The organism is Streptomyces sp. STR69, from assembly GCF_024519455.1.
GTDB lineage: Bacteria > Actinomycetota > Actinomycetes > Streptomycetales > Streptomycetaceae > Streptomyces.
The window spans coordinates 39,947-56,849 of record NZ_JALJRY010000014.1 but is presented as its reverse complement, the minus strand read 5'-3'; the positions used below and the strand labels follow the sequence as shown (position 1 = coordinate 56,849).

Sequence of the window (16,903 nt, the reverse complement as noted above, 5' to 3'; positions counted from 1 at the left end):
TCCGCAGGCTAACGCCGTACCCTCGGCATTCCCAGACCGATCCACGAGATGATCTCGCGCTGGATCTCGTTGTTGCCGCCGCCGAAGGTGAAGATCACGGCGGAGCGGTAGCCGCGTTCCAGTTCGCCGTGCAGGACGGCGCCCGCGGAGCCCTCCTTCAGGGCACCGGCCGCGGCGACGATCTCCATGAGCCAGGCGTAGGCGTCGCGGCGGGCCTCGGAGCCGTAGACCTTGACGGCGGAGGCGTCCTGCGGGGTGAGGGTGCCTTCCTGGACGGCGTTCACCATCTGCCAGTTGAGGAGTTTCATCGCGTCGAGCCTGGCGTGGGTGCGGGCGAGAAGGCGGCGGACCCAGGGGAGGTCGACGACGCGGCGGCCGTCGGCGAGTTTGGTCTCCATGGCCCAGCGCTGGACGTCGTGCAGGGCCCGGATGGCCATGGTGCCGTGGGCGGCGAGGGTGACGCGTTCGTGGTTGAGCTGGTTGGTGATCAGGCGCCAGCCCTGGTTCTCCTTGCCGACCCGACGGGTGACGGGGACGCGGATGTTCTCGTAGTAGCTGGCGGTGGTGTCGTGCGAGGCGAGGGTGTTGATCACCGTGCAGGTGTAGCCGGGGTCGGCGGTCGGCACCAGGAGCATGGTGATGCCCTTGTGCGGCGGGGCGTCCGGGTCGGTGCGGGTGGCCAGCCACACCCAGTCGGCGGTGTCGCCGTTGGTGGTCCAGATCTTCTGCCCGTCGACGACGTATTCGTCGCCGTCCCGTACGGCCCGTGTCTTCAGCGCGGCCAGGTCCGTGCCGGCCTCGGGCTCGCTGTAGCCGATCGCGAAGTCGATCTCGCCGGAGAGGATCTTCGGGAGGAAGTAGGCCTTCTGTTCGTCGGTGCCGAACTGCATGATCGTCGGGCCCACGGTGTTGAGTGCCATCAGGGGCAGCGGTACGCCCGCCTGCGCGGCCTCGTCGAAGAAGATGAACTGCTCCATCGGCGTCAGCCCGCGCCCGCCGTACTCCTCGGGCCAGCCGACCCCGAGCCAGCCGTCCGTGCCGAGCCGGCGGATCGTCTCGCGGTAGTAGCGCTTCTGGGCGGCCGGGTCGGCGTAGCGGGAGTAGGCGTGGTCGGGCACCAACTCGGCGAAGTAGGCGCGCAGTTCGGTGCGCAGTCGCTGCTGCTCGGGCGTGTATTCGAGATGCACGGCGCCTCCTGGCTCCCAAGGCCGGTCCTGACGGCGCACACCGTAGAACGTGTTCCAGAAATTGGGAATGGCGAGGTGGCGATGCCCGGCAAGACGGGTGACATCGACCGGAAGCCGCCCGTTCCCATTCCGGGGTCGGCCGCTGGGCTTCGAGGTCCACCCCATGCCCTTCGTGCTCGGCTGCGCGGCGCCAAGCCCGCACAGCCGCCCGTCAGTTCAGCCTCGCGAGGAACTCCGTGCACGCCCGCGCGCAGTCCCGGCAGGCCCGGGCATCCGCCTCCGCTCCCGGCCGCTCGTCGAAGAGCTGCGCGCACTCCAGGCAGACGCGCAGGCACCACTTGGCCTGGAGGCGGAGGGCCGACTCGTCCTGGAGGTTCTGCTCGGCCAGCATCCGGCAGGTCGCGTCGCAGACCTCCGCGCACCACAGCGCCTTCTGCCGTACGAGTGCCTCGTGGTCGGTGGCGTCCGGATCCGTGCGGCTGACGCGCAGCACGCAGGCCCGCGCACACGTGGTGCAGGCCTGTGCGCAGGCGAAGCGGTCCTCCAGAAACCGGACGAGCTCCTGTTGGGTCGTCATCGCTGTCACAGAGTCCGGGTTGCCGCCGCGGGCCGCCGCAAACCCGGCGGGCGGGTGCCCGGGGGTGCGCGGGAGCCCGGCGATCAGTACGGTGCTGTCCAGGTGTTCGACCTTGGACACAGGAGACTGCGCACGTCATCGAGGGGTTGAGGCGGCATGGCCGGCAAGAAGGCGGCAAAGCTGCCGCGCGAGAAGTACGAGACCGAACTGCTGCGTCTGCAGACCGAGTTGGTCAAGCTCCAGGAGTGGGTGCGGGCCGAGGGCACCCGGCTGGTGATCGTCTTCGAGGGCCGGGACGCGGCGGGCAAGGGCGGCACCATCAAGCGGGTCGCTGAGCACCTCAACCCGCGCGTCGCCCGGATCGCCGCACTGCCGAAGCCGACCGACCGGCAGCGCACCCAGTGGTACTTCCAGCGGTACGTCGAGCATTTGCCGGCCGCCGGGGAGATCGTGCTGTTCGACCGGTCCTGGTACAACCGGGCCGGCGTCGAGCGGGTGATGGGTTTCTGTTCCAAGGAGGAGTACCAGCTGTTCCTGCGCCAGTGCCCCATCTTCGAGCGGATGCTCGTGGAGGACGGGATCGTGCTGCGCAAGTACTGGTTCTCGGTGAGCGACGCCGTGCAGCAGGACCGGTTCCGGCGCCGCCTGGACGATCCGCTGCGGCGCTGGAAGCTCTCGCCGATGGACCTGGAGTCCATCACCCACTGGGAGGACTACTCGCGGGCCAAGGACGAGATGCTGGTGCACACCGATGTCTCGGAGGCCCCCTGGTACGTCGTCGAGAGCGACGACAAGCGCCGGGCCCGGCTGAACATGATCGCCCACCTGCTCGACTCGCTGCCGTACCACGAGGTGGCGCCGCCGGTCCTCGACCTCCCGCCCCGCCCGCCGTCCACCGGCTACGAACGTCCGCCGCGCGACCTGCAGACCTACGTCCCGGACCACGCGGCGAGCCTCTGAACCGGACAGATCGAGGAACACCGTGTCCCACAGCCCGGGCGGACGCCGCATGGAGTGGCGGCGCCTGACGCCCGGAATCGCCACGCTGGCCGGATACCGGCGCGCCTGGCTGCGCGGCGACCTGCTGGCCGGTGTCACGGTCGCCGCGTATCTCGTCCCGCAGGTGATGGCGTACGCCGGGGTCGCCGGGCTGCCCCCGGTGGCCGGCCTGTGGGCGATCCTCCCCGCGCTCGCCCTGTACGCACTGCTGGGTTCGTCCCGGCTGCTGTCCGTGGGCCCCGAGTCGACGACCGCGCTGATGACGGCGACCGTGGTGGGCCCCCTCGCGGCCGGCGACCCGAGCCGGTACGCCACACTCGCCGCCGCCCTCGCGGCCACGGTCGGCCTGCTGTGCCTGGCCGCGTGGGCGGTACGGCTGGGCTTCGTCGCCGATCTCCTCTCCCGGCCCGTGCTGATCGGCTACCTGGCGGGCGTCGCCCTGATCATGATCGTGGACCAGCTGCCCAAGCTCACCGGGGTGCCCACGACGGGCTCGGCCTTCTTCCCCCAACTCTGGTCCTTCCTACGGCACTTGGACCGCCTCCACGCGCCCACGCTGCTGTTCGCCGCCGTCCTGCTCGCGTTCCTGTTCACGGTGGCGCGGATGTCCAAGGCGATGCCCGGTCCCCTGCTGGCCGTGGTGCTGGGCACGGCGGCCGTGGCGGTCCTCGACCTCGACGACCGGTACGGCATCAAGGTGATCGGCCATGTCCCGGCGGGACTTCCGACGGTCGGCCTGCCGGACCTCACCGAGCTGCCCCACCTGGTGCTGCCCGCGCTCGGTGTCCTGCTCGTCGCCTACACCGACTTCATCCTCACCGCCCGCGCCTTCACCGGCGGCGACGAGGACGAGGGCCCCGGTCTCGACGCCGACCAGGAGTTCCTGGCGCTGGGCGCGGCCAACCTCGGTGCCGGTGTCCTCCACGGCTTCCCGGTGAGCAGCAGCGCGAGCCGCACCGCGCTCGCCTCCTCCACGGGCGCCCGCAGTCAGGCGTACTCACTGGTCGCCGGAGCGGTGGTCCTGGCCGTCCTCCTCTTCCTGAGCCCCCTGCTGTCCCGCACCCCCTCGGCGGTGCTCGGCGCCCTCGTCGTCTACGCGGCCGTCCGCATGATCGACCTCACCGGCTTCCACCGCCTCGCCACCTTCCGCCGCCGCGAACTCCTCCTGGCCCTCGGCTGCCTGGCCGGAGTCCTCGCCCTGGACATCCTCTACGGCGTGATCGTCGCCGTGGGCCTGTCGGTGGCCGAACTCCTCACCCGGGTGGCCCGCCCGCACGACGCCGTCGAGGGCCTGGTCCCCGGTGTGGCCGGCATGCACGACGTGGACGACTTCCCGCAGGCCCGCACCGTCCCCGGTCTGCTCGTCTACCGCTACGACTCACCGCTCTTCTTCGCCAACGCGGAGAACTTCCGCCGTCGCGCACTGGCCGCGGTCGACCAACAGGCGGTCCCCGTACGGTGGTTCGTCCTCAACGCCGAGGCCAATGTCGAGGTGGACATCACCGCCCTGGACGCGGTCGACGAACTCCGCCGCGAACTCACCCACCGCGGCGTGGTGTTCGCCCTGGCCCGGGTGAAGCAGGACCTCCGCGTCGACCTGGAGGCGTACGGGCTGGTGGACTCGGTCGGCGAGGACCACATCTTCCCCACCCTGCCGACGGCGGTGGCCGCGTACCGGCAGTGGAGCGGCGGGTCCGCCGGTCAGGGAACGGCGGGTTCGACGCCGTAGCAGCAGGCGGGTCGGCCGGAAGCGTGCTGCCCGAATCACCGGCGCGCACATCAATAGGTATAGACCCTTGACTGTAATTCAACACGTCTCCACACTGTCGCACAAACCTCCACGGACGGCCCTGTCGGCTTGCGTTGAGAGCGCTCTCCGAAGCTGTCCTCACCCCCCCCGCTGGAGAAGGACGACACCGTGCGAAGAACCTTGAGGCACCTCCTGCCCTTGTGGGTCATGGCGCTTGTCGCCGCCCTCTGTTCGGTCGGCACGCAGCCGGCCCAGGCCGTCGCGGCGGCGACCACCACGATCACCGTGGACGGCGGCCAGAGCGGCCGGACGTTCGACGGGATCGGCGCGATCAGCGGCGGCGGGGGCAACTCCCGCCTGCTGCGCGACTATCCGGCCGCGCAGCGCTCGCAGATCCTGGACTATCTGTTCAAGCCGGGCTACGGCGCGAACCTGCAGTTGCTGAAGCTGGAGATCGGCGGCGACGCCAACTCCACCGACGGCGCCGAGCCGTCCATCGAGCACACCGAGGGACAGATCAACTGCGATGCGGGCTACGAGTTCTGGCTCGCCGAGCAGGCCAAGTCCCGTAACCCGGACCTCAAGTTGTACGGTCTGGCCTGGGCCGCCCCGGGCTGGATCAGCGGCGGGTTCTGGTCCACCGACACCATCAACTACCTGATCTCCTGGCTGGGTTGTGCCAAGCAGCACGGTCTGCCGATCAGTTACCTCGGCGGCTGGAACGAACGGGGCCACGACGTCAACTGGTACATCCAGTTGCGGTCCGCGCTCGACAGCGCCGGTTACGGCTCCGTGCAGATCGTCGGCGACGACTCGGGTTGGAGCGTCGCGGACGACATGGCGAGCAACTCCGCGTTCAACAACGCCGTTTCGGTCATCGGCGCCCACTACCCCTGCACGGGCGGTGACGGCGGCAGCGCCGACACCTGCTCCAGCACCACCACGGCGAAGAACAACGGCAAACCGCTGTGGGCGTCGGAGAACGGCTCCCTCGACATGGACTCCGGGGCCCCGGCGCTGATCCGTTCGATCGTGCGCGGCTATGTGGACGCCCGGATGACCGCATACCTCAACTGGCCGCTGGTCGCGGCGATTTACCCCAACCTGCCGTTCAGCACGGTCGGCCTGGCCACCGCGAACTCGCCCTGGTCCGGCAACTACGCGATCGGCGAGGACACCTGGGCGACCGCTCAGGTCACCCAATTCGCCCAGCCAGGCTGGACGTTCATCGACTCCGCCTCCGGCTACCTCGGCGGCACGGACAACAGTTCGTTCTCGGCGGATCAGATCGGCGTCGGTGTGGTGGGCTACCAGACCGACCAGTTCGACAACCTGTCCGTCACCACCAACCCGCCGGGCAACCACGCCGGCATCCTCAAGGGCCGCCAGTCCGGCCTGTGCGCGGACGTCCCCGGGGCGAGCCGGACCAACGGCACCCAACTCGCGCTCTGGGACTGCAACGACGCCACGAACCAGGCCTGGACACTGACCCCGGCCGGCCAACTCACCGTCTACGACGGCACGAAGTGCCTGGACGCCAAAGGCGGCGCCACCACCGACGGCACCCCGGTGCAGATCTACGACTGCGACGGCACCGCCGCCGAGAAGTGGACCGTGAACAGCGACGGCTCGGTGGTCAACCCCGCCTCGGGCAAGTGCCTGGACGCCACGGCCGGGGGCACCACCCCCGGCACCCTGCTGGAACTGTGGACCTGCACCGGCGGCACCAACCAGAGCTGGCTGCGCGGCGCGGTCTCGGCCCCCCTCAAGGGCCAGGAGTCCGGCCGCTGCGTGGACGTCCCCGGCGCCAACCAGGCCAACGGCACCAAGCCCGCTTTGTGGGACTGCAACGGCGGCACCCACCAGACCTGGACCTCCACGACCACCAACCAGCTGACGGTCTACGACTCCAAGTGCCTTGAGGTCACCGGCGGTGCCACCACCGACGGCAGCCCGGTGGAGATCTGGGACTGCAACGGCGGCGCCCACCAGCAGTGGCGGGTGCGTTCCGACGGCAGTGTCGTCAACGTCGGCTCCGGCAAGTGCCTGGACGCGGTCGGCCACGGCACGGCCAACAGCACGGCACTGGAGATCTGGACCTGCACCGGCGGCGCCAACCAGAACTGGCGCCGGTCGTAATCGCCATCGGCCCCGCCGGATCGTAGGCCATGGGTCTGTCCCTGGTCTCGACCCGGCGGGGGCGGCTCCCGCAGGTGCGGAGATGGCACGGAAGTCGTCCGCTGAGTAGCCTCCGGGGCATGCGGATCTCTGTTTCCTCGGACATGGACGAACCTGTGGCGCGCGCCCTCGTCGCGGAGTTGCGCGAGCGTGGTCACGAGGTGCTGGCGCACGGGGCGCTGCGGCCCGGGGACGATCCGGCGTGGGCGGTCTGCTCGGAGGCGGCGGCCCGCGAGGTCGCCGCCGGGACCTCGGACCAGGCGGTCGTGTGCTGCTGGACCGGCACGGGCGCGTCGATCGCCGCGAACAAGGTGGCGGGCGTACGGGCGGCACTGTGCACGGACGCCTACACGGCAGACGGCGCACGCCGCTGGAACGACGCCAACGTGCTGGCCCTCGGTCTGCGCCTGACGTCGGAGCCGCTGCTCAAGGAGATCCTCGACGCCTGGTTCGCGGCGGAGCCGAGCGGGGACGCCGACGACCGGGAGAACGTGGCCCGCGTCGGCCGGCTCGACCTGAACAGGACTGCTCCGTAAGCGAGTTCGCGGGCGGCTAGGACGCGGGCCCGATCGCCTGCTGGAGTGCGTGGCGGCAGGCCGTGATGGCCGGGTGGGGGCCGCGTCCGCTGCGTACGGCGGTGAACAGCGAGCGGGTGCGATGGCCCTCGGGAAGCTGTCGCAGCGCGACGGCGGGCGGGCGGCCGTTCCACGCGAGGTCCGGCAACAGGGCGGCGGCATGGCCCAGTTCGGCCAGCCGCAGATGCAGCACCAGGTCGGCGGACTCGAAGCGCACGTCGGGTTCGAAGCCCGCGGTGCGGCACAGTGCGGTGGCCCAGTGCCGGGCGGGTGAGCCCACGTGTTCCATCACCCAGGGGTGGTCGGCCAGCGCCCGCAGCGCGTCCATCGGTCCGGTGTCCTGGTCGATGGGTCTCGGGGTGGCCAGCCGCAGCGGGTCCTCGCAGAGGGGTTCGTGGTCGAGTTCGGCGGGCCGGGGGTGCGGGTTGCCCGGGTACTCCTCGGTGATGACGAGGTCGAAGTCGCGGGCGAGGAGCGCGGGCAGCGCCTCGCTCGGCTCGGCCTGGGTGACCTCGACCCGGAGGTTGGGGTGGGCGTCGCGCAGCAGCGTCAGCGCGGTCGGCACCAGGGCGAGGGCCGCGGTCTGGAAGGAGGCGATGCGCAGTGTGCCGGTGAGGGCGGTGAGGGAGGTGGCGATGTCCGCCTCGGCCTCCTCCAGCCGCTTGAGCACGGCCTCGGTGTGCGCGACGAGGATCTCCGCCTGCGGGGTGAGCCGCACCCGGCGCCCCACAGGCACCAGCAGCGGGACGCCGACCTCGGATTCGAGCTGCGAGAGCTGCTGGGAGATCGCGGAGGGACTGTACGACAGCGCGGCGGCGACGGCGGCCAGCGTGCCGCGGTGCTTCAGCTCGCGCAGAAGGCGCAGTCGGTGCAGGTCGAACATCACCGGCCTCCGTCGATCAGTCGTCGGTCAGTTTTTCTGACGAATACTGTTCGAAAACATGTGCTGGACTAATCATATGATTGATCACACGCTGATCATGTGTCCAAGACTTCTCTCCTCTCCGGCAGCTCCGCCCCGCGCCGACTGCCCTGGTACGTCAGATCCGTCGCCCGGACGTGGACCTGCGCGCCGCCTCCGGCCGAGGTGCGGGACTTCCATGCCGGACTGCCCGGCTACGCGCCCACTCCCCTGACCGAACTCCCATTCCTGGCCGCCGAGTTGGGGGTAGGTCGGGTGTTCGTCAAGGACGAGTCCGCGCGCCTGGGGCTGCCGGCCTTCAAGGCACTGGGCGCGTCCTGGGCGATCCACCGGGTGCTGGCCGGCCGGCCGGACGGCGGCCCGGTACGCCTGGTCACCGCCACCGACGGCAACCACGGCCGGGCCGTGGCCCGGATGGCTCGGCTGTTCGGGCAGCGCGCCCAGGTCTTCGTGCCCCGAGGCGTCCACCCGGCGGCCGTGACCGCCATCGAGGACGAGGGCGCGGACGTGGTCCTGGTGCCCGGCGCCTACGACGAGGCCGTGCGCCGGGCGGCCGAGGCGGCGGCGGGCAGGCCGGACTCCGTGCTCGTGCAGGACACCGCCTGGCCCGGCTACGAGCGGATCCCCGGCTGGATCGTGGAGGGCTACTCCACCCTGTTCGCCGAGATCGACGAGCAGTTGGGTGCCGAGGCACCGGGCCTGGTGGTCGTCCCGGCGGGCGTGGGCTCCCTCGCGCAGGCCGCCGTCACGCACTACCGCAGTCGGCGGGACGAGACCGCGGCGACCGCGTTGTTGTCGGTGGAGCCGGTCACCGCGGCCTGCGTGCTGGCCGGCCTGGGCCGTGGGGAGCCGGTCAGTGTGCCGACCGGCGACACCACCATGGCCGGTCTCAACTGCGGCACCGTCTCCAGCCTGGCGTGGCCCCTGCTGCGCGACGGTCTGGACGCCGCCGTCGCGGTCACGGACACCGACAGCGCGGACGCCGTCCGGGCCCTCGCCGCCGCCGGTGTCTCCGCGGGCCCCTGCGGCGCGGCCTCGCTCGCGGGTGCCCGCGCCGCACTGACCGGGGAGGGCGCCACCGGACGCCGTAGGGCCCTGGCCGTCGGCTCCGACTCGACCGTCGTCCTGCTGAGCACCGAGGGCACGGCAGCCAATCCCCACGCGGAGGAGCAGCGATGACGCAGCAGTCCGAACAACTCGATCCCGTACGGCTGTTGGAGCGGCTGATCGCGATCGACTCCGTCAACCCGGGGCTGGCGGCCTCGGGCGCGGGGGAAGGGGCGATCGCCGACCTGTGCGCGGACTGGCTCGGCGCGCGCGGGTTCGAGGTCCACCGGCTGGAGCGGAACCCGGGCCGTCCGTCCCTCGTCGCGATCGCCCGCGGCACCGGCGGCGGCCGTTCGCTGATGCTCAACGGGCATCTCGACACCGTGGGCCTGGGCGGCTACGAGGGCGAGCCGCTCAGCCCCCGGACAGAGGACGGGAGGCTCTACGGGCGTGGGGCCTGCGACATGAAGGGCGGTGTCGCGGCCATGATGATCGCCGCCGTCCGGGCCACCGCACGGGGACCGTTGCGCGGTGACGTCCTGCTCGCCTGTGTCGCCGACGAGGAGAACGCGAGTGCCGGTACCGAGGAGGTGCTGGAGTCGTTCACCGCCGACGCGGCGATCGTCACCGAGCCGAGCCGACTCCAAGTGGTCCTCGCCCACAAGGGGTTCGTCTGGTTCGACGTGATCGTGCACGGGCGTGCCGCCCACGGGTCGCAGCCCGGCCTGGGCATCGACGCCATCGCCAAGGCCGGTCATTTCCTCGTGGCCGTGGAGGAGTTGGGCCACCGCCTCGCCGCGGCCGAAGGACACCCGATGCTCGGCTCCGGAACCGTGCACGCCTCCGTCATCCACGGCGGCGAGGAGCCCTCGACCTACCCGGCGCAGTGCCGGATCACCCTGGAACGGCGCACCGTGCCGGGCGAGGAGGCCGACACCGTCCAGACCGAGTTGACCGCGATCCTGGACCAACTCGCCGCCACCGTCCCGGACTTCACCTACGAGTTGCGTCGCGGCCTGCACCGCGAGCCGTTCGAGGGGGACCCGGACCAGCCCGTGGTACGCACGCTGCTCCGGCACGCGCGGTCCGTCCTCGGGCACACGCCCGCCGTCCTCGCCGAGCCGTACTGGACGGACTGCGCCCTCCTGGACCGGGCCGGGATCCCCTGTCTGCTGTTCGGGGCCGACGGCGCGGGAGCCCACGAGGCCGTCGAATGGGCCGACATCGCCTCCCTGCACCGGCTGACCGACATCCTCACCGACACCATCACCGACTTCTGTTCCTGACGGCCTCGCGGGTGCCGCCGTAGACTGCCGCGCGTCGTGGACATGTCCGGCCGGACCGACGAGGATCGAGGTGGCGGTGCGATGAGTACGGTCACCGGCGATCGGCCGTTCGCGCATCCCGCGCTGTTCTACCGGGGCGAGGAGCAGTACACGGCGGGCATGGTGCCGTTCGTCCGGGAGGGTCTGGCGGCCGGGGAGCCCGTCGCGGTCGCCGTTCCCGGACCCCACCTCGACCTGATCAGAGCCGGACTCGGGCCGGGCGCAGCCGGTGTGCGGTTCCTCGACATGACCGAGGTCGGCCGCAATCCGGGGCGGATCATCCCGGGTGTGCTGCGGGCCTTCGCCGACGCCCACGGCGGCCGGGTGCGGATCGTCGGCGAACCGATCTGGCCCGGGCGCACCGCCGTGGAGTACCCGGCGTGCGTCCAGCACGAGGCGCTGATCAACTCCGCTTTCGAGGACCGTGAGTTGACGATCCTGTGCCCCTACGACGCGGACCGCCTGGCACCGGAGGTGCTGGCCGACGCCCGCGCCACCCACCCGCTCGTCATCGACGGACATGGTCAACCCGCTGCCGGCACCTACGATCCCGAGCGGATGATCGCCCGCTACAACGAGCCGCTCATCCATCCGCCGGGCGCGGCCTCTCTCACGTTCGACACGGGAGAGCTCCCCAAGTCCCGCTGGTTCGCGGTCCAGGAGGCCGAGCGGCTGGGCCTGGCGGGCACGGGGCTGCAGGATCTGGCGCTGGCCGTCGCGGAGTTGACCACCAACAGCGTGGTGCACGGGGGTGGTTCGGGGACGCTGCGGATCTGGGCCGAGGGCGATCAGATCGTCTGCGAGGTCGAGGACCACGGCCGGCTGACCGATCCGCTGGCCGGCCGCCGCCCGCCCTCACGCGGCCTGCCCGGCGGGCGCGGACTCCTCCTGGTCAACTCCGTCGCCGCCCTCGTACGCGTGCATACGGCTCCGGACGGCACGACGATCCGGTTCTACCTCGCCCGTTGACGGTTCAGGTTCGGGTCGTCGGAGGGATCCAGGCCGCTTCGGCGGCCTGTGCGGTGGGGTGGGTGGAGAAGACCTGGTCCAGGCCGACCATGTGGAAGATCCGGTCGAGGTGCGCGGGGACGGCGGCCAGCGCGATGTCCGCCCGGGCGGCGAGGGCGTGGTTGCGGGCCGCGAGCAGGGCGGTGATGCCGCTGGAGTCGCAGAAGGTGACACCGGTCAGGTCGACGACGAGCTGCTGGCCGTCCTGGAGCGCGAGTGCGGGCAGGAGTTCGCGTACCTGGGCGCAGCTGTCGTAGTCGAGCTCGCCGGTCAGTTCGACGACGGGGCCTGCGGGCGTGGTCCGGGTCTGTACGGCGAGTTGAGTCACTGCTGCTCTTCGCTGGGCGGTCGGGGCACGTTGATGGCGAGGACGGCGGTGTCGTCGTCGATGCCGGTGCCGAAGGTGTCGAGCAGGTCGCGGATCGCGGCGACGGCCTCCGAGGCGGTGGTGGGGGCCAGCGCCCGGGCGAAGTCGAGGAGGGCCTCGTCCCCGTATCGGTCGCCGGTGCCGGTGCGGGCCTGGCGGGCCTCGGTGACACCGTCCGTGTACAGCAGCAGGGTGTCGCCCGCCGCCAGATGGACGGTGGCGGTGGCGATGTGGGCGTCGGGCAGGACGCCGATGAGCTGTCCACCGGGGGTGTCCACCTGCTCGACGCTGCCGTCGGCGTGCAGCAGCAGGGCCGGGGGGTGGCCGCCGCTGGCCAGGGTGATGCGGAAGCCGCCGTGCTCGCCCTCGGGGGTGAGCAGTCCGAAGACGACGGTGCAGAACCGCGGGTCGTGGCCGTTGTACTCGTGATTGAGGACGGTGTTGAGGTTACTCAGGACGGCGGCCGGGTCGGGGTCGTAGACGGCGGCGGCGCGCAGTGTGTAGCGGGCCAGCGAGGTGACGGCCGCCGCGGCGGCACCCTTGCCGCACACGTCCCCCAGGAACAGTCCCCAGGTTCCGGCGGAGAGCGGGAAGAGGTCGTAGAAGTCGCCGCCGACCATGTCGGTGGAGGCGACGTGGTAGTACGCGGCGACGTCGAGTCCGGGCACGTTCACCAGAGTTGGCGGCAGCAGGGTCTGCTGCAGGGTGGCGTTGAGGCGCATGAGTTCTTCGCGTTCGCGCTCGGCCTGGCGGCGGGCGCGCAGCAGTTCCGTCTCGTAGGCGCGGCGGTCGCGGGCGTCGAAGACGGTGGTGCGGATCAGCAGTGGCCGGCCGTCGTCTCCGGTCTTGACGGTGGACGTCACCAGCACGGGCAGCCGGGCTCCGTCGGTCGTCTTCAGCTCCAGGGCGATGCCGCTGACCTCTCCCTGGATGCGCAGCAGCGGGGCGAAGTGGGTCTCGTGGTAGAGCCGGCCGCCCACGGTCAGCAGGTCGGAGAAGGTCCTACGGCCCACCAGGTCGCCGCGGTCGTGGCCGAGCCAGTCGAGCAGCGTCGTGTTGATCTTCGCGATCGTGCCGTCCAGAAGGGTGGAGAGGTAGCCGCAGGGCGCGTGTTCGTAGAGGTCCTCGGCGCTGTCCTCCAGGAGGGCGGAGAACGCCGCGTGGTCGGCACCGGACTGTTTCCCGGGTGGTCTGTGCTCGCCGCTCCCGGTCGCGTCGCCCGTGTTCATCGGCGGGTGGCCTCGACGAACTCGGTGATCGCGGCGGCCGTCTCCTCCGGTGCGGCGAGCTGGGGACAGTGTCCGGTCGCGTTCAGGGTGACCAGACGGCTTCCCCGGATCCGGGACCGTACGAACTCGCCGACCTCCGGGGGCGCGATCGCGTCACGGGAACACTGTGCGACGAGCGTGGGCACGGTGACGTCGGAGAGGTCCTGCCGGTTGTCCGACAGGAACGTGACACGGGCGAAGGAGCGGGCGATCTCCGGATCGGTGCGGCAGAAGCTGTTGGTCAGCTCCTCCCCCAGTTCCGGGCGCTCCGGATTGCCCATGATCACCGGTGCCATGGTGCCCGACCAACCCAGGTAGTTCGCGTCCAGGGAGCCCAGGAGCTCGTCGACGTCCTCGGCGCTGAACCCGCCGCGGTAGCCGGTGGCCGGGTCGTCGACGAAGCACGGTGACGGGGCGAGCAGCACCAGGCCGGTGAACGCCTCGGGCTCGCGCGCGGCGGCCAGGACGCCCATCATCGCGCTCACCGAGTGCCCGACGAAGGTCACCGGGCCGAGGTCCAGGTCACGGCAGATCTCCAGCACGTCCTCGGTGTAGCCGTCCAGCGTGGAGTAGCGCTCCGGGCTCCATGCCGACAGATCGGAACATCCGGCTCCCACATGGTCGAAGAGCACCACGGTGAAGTCGCGTTCCAGGAGCGGCACCACCAGCCGCCACATGTGCTGGTCGCACCCGAATCCGTGCGCCAGCACCACCACCGGCCCGTCGGCGCGGCCGGTCACCGACACCTGGTTTCTGCTGCGCACATCCATGGGGCCCATCCTCACAGACCGGTGCCTCGCCCACCCACTCCGTCCGCCCCCGTGCCGGACGCCCGCGACGGCTACTTCGGTTTCCCCAGCGACCAGCCGGACACGTCCGCGAGCCGGCCGCGCCACAGGGGCATGACCGCGGACCCGCCACCGGCGGCGACACCGGTGGCGTCGCGCAGATGGATCCACTGCGGCAGCCGTTGCGGTGCGGACCGGCCCTGCTTCTCCTCGACCACCTCGTCCACCTGCTCCGGGAACCGTTCCAGCAGCTTCGCGCCGGGGCCGTCGAGACCGTGCAGGCTGTGTGCCCAGTCGGTGGTCCACGCCTCGTGGGAGATCAGGTCGCCGTGCAGGAAGGCGCCCCCGACGGTGAGCGTGATGGGCAGGGCAGCCCCCGCGTCCCGGCCGAGCAGCCGTACCAGCAGCTGGAGTTGGAGGTCCGGTACCGGTTCCGTGACGATCGGTGCGGACGGTTGGTGGAGCGGGTCGTGCTCGGCGCTCATCCGTGGTGACCTTTCGGCGTGGTGCGGGTGGGGATCACGGGGAGAGCAGGCCGATACGCAGCTTCTTGAGGGTGCGGTTGAGCAGGCGGGAGATGTGCATCTGCGAGAGGTTCAGTACGCGGCCGATCTCGGCCTGGGTCAGCTCCTGGCCGAAGCGCATCTCGATGATGGTCCGCTCCCGCTCGTCGAGCCGCTGCAGCAGCGGGCCGAGCGTGTGGAGGTCCTCGAACAGTTCCAGGGCCGGATCGGCGTCGCCCAGGGTGTCCGCGTACTTCGGCGTGCCGTCGGTGTCGTCGTCGCCGCCCGGGGTGTCGATGGAGCCGGCGACATAGCCGTTGGCGGCGATGAGTCCCTCGATCACCTCGTCCTCGGTCAGCTCCAGATGGGCGGCGAGTTCCTTGACCGTGGGCGTGCGGTCCAGTTCGCTGGCGAGGGTCTCCTTGCTCTTCGCGAGGTCGACGCGGAGTTCCTGGAGGCGCCGCGGGACGTGCACGGCCCAGGTGGTGTCACGGAAGAAGCGCTTGATCTCGCCGACGATGTAGGGGATCGCGAAGGAGGTGAACTCGACCTCGCGGGTCAGGTCGAAGCGGTCGATCGCCTTGATCAGGCCGATCGTGCCGACCTGGATGACGTCCTCCATGTCGCCGCTGCCCCGGTTGCGGAAGCGGCGGGCGGCGAAGGCCACCAGGGACAGGTTCATCTCGATCAGCGTGTTCCGCGCGTACTGGTACTCCCGGGTGCCCTCCTCCAACTCCCGCAGCCGGTCCAGGAACAGCCTCGACAGCACGCGCGCGTCCTTGGGAGCGACCTTGGCGCCGTCCTCGATCTGCGGCAGTTCGTCCGCTGCCTGCCGTGTTCCCGTGCGGGCAGGGGCAGTTGCGCCGAGGGTGTTCGCGGAGGAAACCACGATGCCGCCTTAAGTGGGAGGACAGGACGAACCCCACGTGCCCGCTCCGGGCGACTTCATGTCCGCGCGGACGGTCTTTGTTTCCCCGACCCCGGGATCGGACGCTCCGAGCACCGGTCACAGGCGGCGCCAGCGCGCCGACGCGAAGGAGAAGCCGCCGAAGAGGACGAGCCCGACGGCCACGGCAACCAGCAGCCACGGGCCCACCGGAGTGTGCGCGAAGCTGCGGAGCGTGGCGTCCATGCCCTTGGCCTGGTCCGGGTCGAAGCGGACGGCCGCCACCAGCGCGAAGACGCCCACCCCGGCGAACACGGCACCGCGCGCCGCACCGCCGCCCACACCGAGAGCGGTGACGACCTGCCGTACCCGACGGCTCATCCTCCCGGTCTCCAGCCTCCGCAGGAAACGCCGCATCAGCGCGCGCACCGCCAGGGTCGCACCGACTCCGATCAGGACGCAGCCGACGAGACCCACCAGGACCTGGCCGCCCGGCAGCTTCAGCGCCGAGGCGGTCCAGTCCCGTGACTTGGCGTCACTGCCGGACGATCCACCGGTACCGGCGGCGAAGGATGCCGTACCCCAGCAGACGAAGCCGTAGAACACGGCCCGGCCGCCGTCCAGCAACCGCGAACCGACCTTGTTCTTCGGCCCCTTGGACAGCAGTGCCTGCGAGCCCCGCCAGATCGCCATGCAGCCGAAGCCGACGACCAGCATCCACAGCATCGCCTTCCCGAAGGGCTGCGCCGCGACCTGCTGCAACGCGCCCTGCCGGTCCGCCTCCGGGCCGCTGTCGCCGAACGCGATCCGCAGGGCGAGGGCGCCGACGAGGACGTAGACGACGCCTCGTGCGACGAATCCGGCGCGCCCCATGGCGGACAGCGTCTGTTTCCCCTCGGCCGCTCCCGGCGTCCGGTTCTGGCGGCCGGCGGAACTGCCGTTCCTCAGGCCCCACTTGTGTGTATGAGACGACGTCATGATGCCTTTCCTGGAAACACTGGACGGGCCGATGTGCGGGCGCACGTCATGTGGCCCGCACTCCCGCGTGCCCCGGTCGGGCGCTTCGATGTCCGTCGGAGGGGGTGCCGTGCGGATGCGGTACGGGCGGTGTGGTCAGCCCGTCCGCTCGGTGACCCGGTCGCGCTCGCCGCGTGTCCCGGGCGGCGGGGAGGCGAGCCGGGTGACGCTCCGGTCGGTGTTCTTCGAGGAGGGCGTGGCCCGTCAGGGTGATCAGCATCGCGAGGAGTCCGGCCGACGAGCCCGTCGTACCGAGGTCGAGGCCGCCCTTGGCGGTCGGCTCGGTGAGGACGTCGCCGGCCGTGGCGCCGAGTGGACGGGTGAGGATGTAGGCGATCCAGAAACTGGTGTTCCAGCGCGGTCGAGCGGCGACAGCGGGCGCGCTGTTCGCGGACGTCTCGGAGGCTTCGTATGTCATGCGGCCCGACCGTGCCATCGGACACCTGAACGCATCGTGACTGCCGTGCGGCGCGCTCCCACCCCGCCATCGTCTACAGTGCCGTAGA

Annotated in this window: 17 protein-coding genes; 7 read left to right on the top strand and 10 right to left on the bottom strand. The window is 71.0% G+C overall.

The window, feature by feature from the left end; genetic code table 11:
* Positions 1-8 precede the first annotated feature (8 nt).
* Both OC490_RS25645 and OC490_RS25640 read right to left on the bottom strand, forming a co-directional pair.
* Positions 9-1,187 carry an acyl-CoA dehydrogenase family protein gene (locus tag OC490_RS25645; protein WP_262060347.1) on the bottom strand — a complete coding sequence of 393 codons (1,179 nt, stop codon included), beginning with the start codon at positions 1,185-1,187 and terminating at the stop codon, positions 9-11.
* A gap of 211 nt (positions 1,188-1,398) precedes the next feature.
* On the bottom strand, positions 1,399-1,764 hold the full coding sequence (locus OC490_RS25640) for a ferredoxin (RefSeq protein ID WP_262060522.1): 366 nt from the start codon (positions 1,762-1,764) through the stop codon (positions 1,399-1,401).
* A gap of 156 nt (positions 1,765-1,920) precedes the next feature.
* Here OC490_RS25640 and ppk2 point away from each other — a divergent pair, with 156 nt between their 5' ends.
* The 4 genes from ppk2 to OC490_RS25620 all read left to right on the top strand — a co-directional run bounded on the left by ppk2 (position 1,921) and on the right by OC490_RS25620 (position 7,227).
* Entirely contained in the window at positions 1,921-2,724 is an 804-nt protein-coding gene (gene ppk2, locus OC490_RS25635) for a polyphosphate kinase 2 (RefSeq protein ID WP_262060346.1), read from the top strand.
* Between the two features lie 49 nt (positions 2,725-2,773).
* Positions 2,774-4,492 (top strand): SulP family inorganic anion transporter, encoded by a 1,719-nt coding sequence (locus tag OC490_RS25630; protein WP_262060521.1) that lies wholly within the window; start codon positions 2,774-2,776, stop codon positions 4,490-4,492.
* 228 nt (positions 4,493-4,720) lie between these two features.
* A complete protein-coding gene (locus OC490_RS25625; RefSeq protein WP_262060345.1) occupies positions 4,721-6,652 on the top strand; it encodes a ricin-type beta-trefoil lectin domain protein in 1,932 nt (643 codons plus the stop codon).
* Positions 6,653-6,771: 119 nt separating this feature from the next.
* Entirely contained in the window at positions 6,772-7,227 is a 456-nt protein-coding gene (locus OC490_RS25620) for an RpiB/LacA/LacB family sugar-phosphate isomerase (protein WP_262060344.1), read from the top strand.
* A 16-nt stretch (positions 7,228-7,243) separates the two neighbouring features.
* Here the strand turns inward: OC490_RS25620 and OC490_RS25615 are convergent, their stop codons facing one another.
* Positions 7,244-8,149, bottom strand: coding sequence for a LysR family transcriptional regulator (locus OC490_RS25615; protein ID WP_262060343.1), 906 nt, complete (start codon positions 8,147-8,149; stop codon positions 7,244-7,246).
* A gap of 99 nt (positions 8,150-8,248) precedes the next feature.
* Here OC490_RS25615 and OC490_RS25610 point away from each other — a divergent pair, with 99 nt between their 5' ends.
* The 3 genes from OC490_RS25610 to OC490_RS25600 all read left to right on the top strand — a co-directional run bounded on the left by OC490_RS25610 (position 8,249) and on the right by OC490_RS25600 (position 11,529).
* Positions 8,249-9,367, top strand: a complete 1,119-nt coding sequence (locus tag OC490_RS25610) for a pyridoxal-phosphate dependent enzyme (protein ID WP_262060342.1) — start codon at positions 8,249-8,251, stop codon at positions 9,365-9,367.
* Positions 9,364-10,521, top strand: a complete 1,158-nt coding sequence (locus OC490_RS25605; protein ID WP_262060341.1) for an ArgE/DapE family deacylase — start codon at positions 9,364-9,366, stop codon at positions 10,519-10,521. Before OC490_RS25610 ends, OC490_RS25605 begins: the two co-directional genes overlap by 4 nt.
* 81 nt (positions 10,522-10,602) lie before the next feature.
* The gene (locus tag OC490_RS25600) at positions 10,603-11,529 is read left to right on the top strand and encodes a sensor histidine kinase (protein ID WP_262060340.1); all 927 of its coding nucleotides are present in this window, start codon (positions 10,603-10,605) and stop codon (positions 11,527-11,529) included.
* A 4-nt stretch (positions 11,530-11,533) separates the two neighbouring features.
* On the opposite strand, the gene OC490_RS25595 is transcribed toward OC490_RS25600, so the two are convergent.
* From OC490_RS25595 to OC490_RS49400, 7 genes are all read right to left on the bottom strand, one after another.
* Positions 11,534-11,896: an STAS domain-containing protein gene (locus OC490_RS25595; RefSeq protein WP_262060339.1), complete on the bottom strand. Its 363-nt coding sequence runs from the start codon at positions 11,894-11,896 to the stop codon at positions 11,534-11,536.
* Entirely contained in the window at positions 11,893-13,164 is a 1,272-nt protein-coding gene (locus tag OC490_RS25590) for a PP2C family protein-serine/threonine phosphatase (RefSeq protein ID WP_262060338.1), read from the bottom strand. The genes OC490_RS25595 and OC490_RS25590 overlap by 4 nt, the downstream gene beginning before the upstream one ends.
* Entirely contained in the window at positions 13,161-13,973 is an 813-nt protein-coding gene (locus OC490_RS25585; RefSeq protein WP_262060337.1) for an alpha/beta fold hydrolase, read from the bottom strand. Before OC490_RS25585 ends, OC490_RS25590 begins: the two co-directional genes overlap by 4 nt.
* 71 nt (positions 13,974-14,044) lie before the next feature.
* Positions 14,045-14,476, bottom strand: a complete 432-nt coding sequence (locus OC490_RS25580) for a hypothetical protein (protein ID WP_262060336.1) — start codon at positions 14,474-14,476, stop codon at positions 14,045-14,047.
* Between the two features lie 34 nt (positions 14,477-14,510).
* Complete coding sequence (locus OC490_RS25575; protein WP_410098964.1) at positions 14,511-15,383, bottom strand: SigB/SigF/SigG family RNA polymerase sigma factor; 873 nt, start codon at positions 15,381-15,383, stop codon at positions 14,511-14,513.
* Positions 15,384-15,500: 117 nt separating this feature from the next.
* A complete protein-coding gene (locus tag OC490_RS25570; protein WP_262060335.1) occupies positions 15,501-16,358 on the bottom strand; it encodes a DUF1206 domain-containing protein in 858 nt (285 codons plus the stop codon).
* Between the two features lie 46 nt (positions 16,359-16,404).
* Positions 16,405-16,815 carry a hypothetical protein gene (locus OC490_RS49400; protein ID WP_315986705.1) on the bottom strand — a complete coding sequence of 137 codons (411 nt, stop codon included), beginning with the start codon at positions 16,813-16,815 and terminating at the stop codon, positions 16,405-16,407.
* Positions 16,816-16,903 lie beyond the last annotated feature (88 nt).

Excerpts from the sequence above, each read along its gene's own strand:
- OC490_RS25640 (WP_262060522.1), bottom strand. The coding sequence starts at position 1,764 with ATGACGACCCAACAGGAGCTCGTCCGGTTTCTGGAGGACCGCTTCGCC.
- ppk2 (WP_262060346.1), top strand. The coding sequence starts at position 1,921 with ATGGCCGGCAAGAAGGCGGCAAAGCTGCCGCGCGAGAAGTACGAGACC.
- OC490_RS25630 (WP_262060521.1), top strand. The coding sequence starts at position 2,774 with ATGGAGTGGCGGCGCCTGACGCCCGGAATCGCCACGCTGGCCGGATAC.
- OC490_RS25625 (WP_262060345.1), top strand. The coding sequence starts at position 4,721 with ATGGCGCTTGTCGCCGCCCTCTGTTCGGTCGGCACGCAGCCGGCCCAG.
- OC490_RS25620 (WP_262060344.1), top strand. The coding sequence starts at position 6,772 with ATGCGGATCTCTGTTTCCTCGGACATGGACGAACCTGTGGCGCGCGCC.
- OC490_RS25615 (WP_262060343.1), bottom strand. The coding sequence starts at position 8,149 with ATGTTCGACCTGCACCGACTGCGCCTTCTGCGCGAGCTGAAGCACCGC.
- OC490_RS25605 (WP_262060341.1), top strand. The coding sequence starts at position 9,364 with ATGACGCAGCAGTCCGAACAACTCGATCCCGTACGGCTGTTGGAGCGG.
- OC490_RS25600 (WP_262060340.1), top strand. The coding sequence starts at position 10,603 with ATGAGTACGGTCACCGGCGATCGGCCGTTCGCGCATCCCGCGCTGTTC.
- OC490_RS25590 (WP_262060338.1), bottom strand. The coding sequence starts at position 13,164 with ATGAACACGGGCGACGCGACCGGGAGCGGCGAGCACAGACCACCCGGG.
- OC490_RS25585 (WP_262060337.1), bottom strand. The coding sequence starts at position 13,973 with ATGGATGTGCGCAGCAGAAACCAGGTGTCGGTGACCGGCCGCGCCGAC.
- OC490_RS25580 (WP_262060336.1), bottom strand. The coding sequence starts at position 14,476 with ATGAGCGCCGAGCACGACCCGCTCCACCAACCGTCCGCACCGATCGTC.
- OC490_RS25570 (WP_262060335.1), bottom strand. The coding sequence starts at position 16,358 with ATGACGTCGTCTCATACACACAAGTGGGGCCTGAGGAACGGCAGTTCC.
- OC490_RS49400 (WP_315986705.1), bottom strand. The coding sequence starts at position 16,815 with ATGACATACGAAGCCTCCGAGACGTCCGCGAACAGCGCGCCCGCTGTC.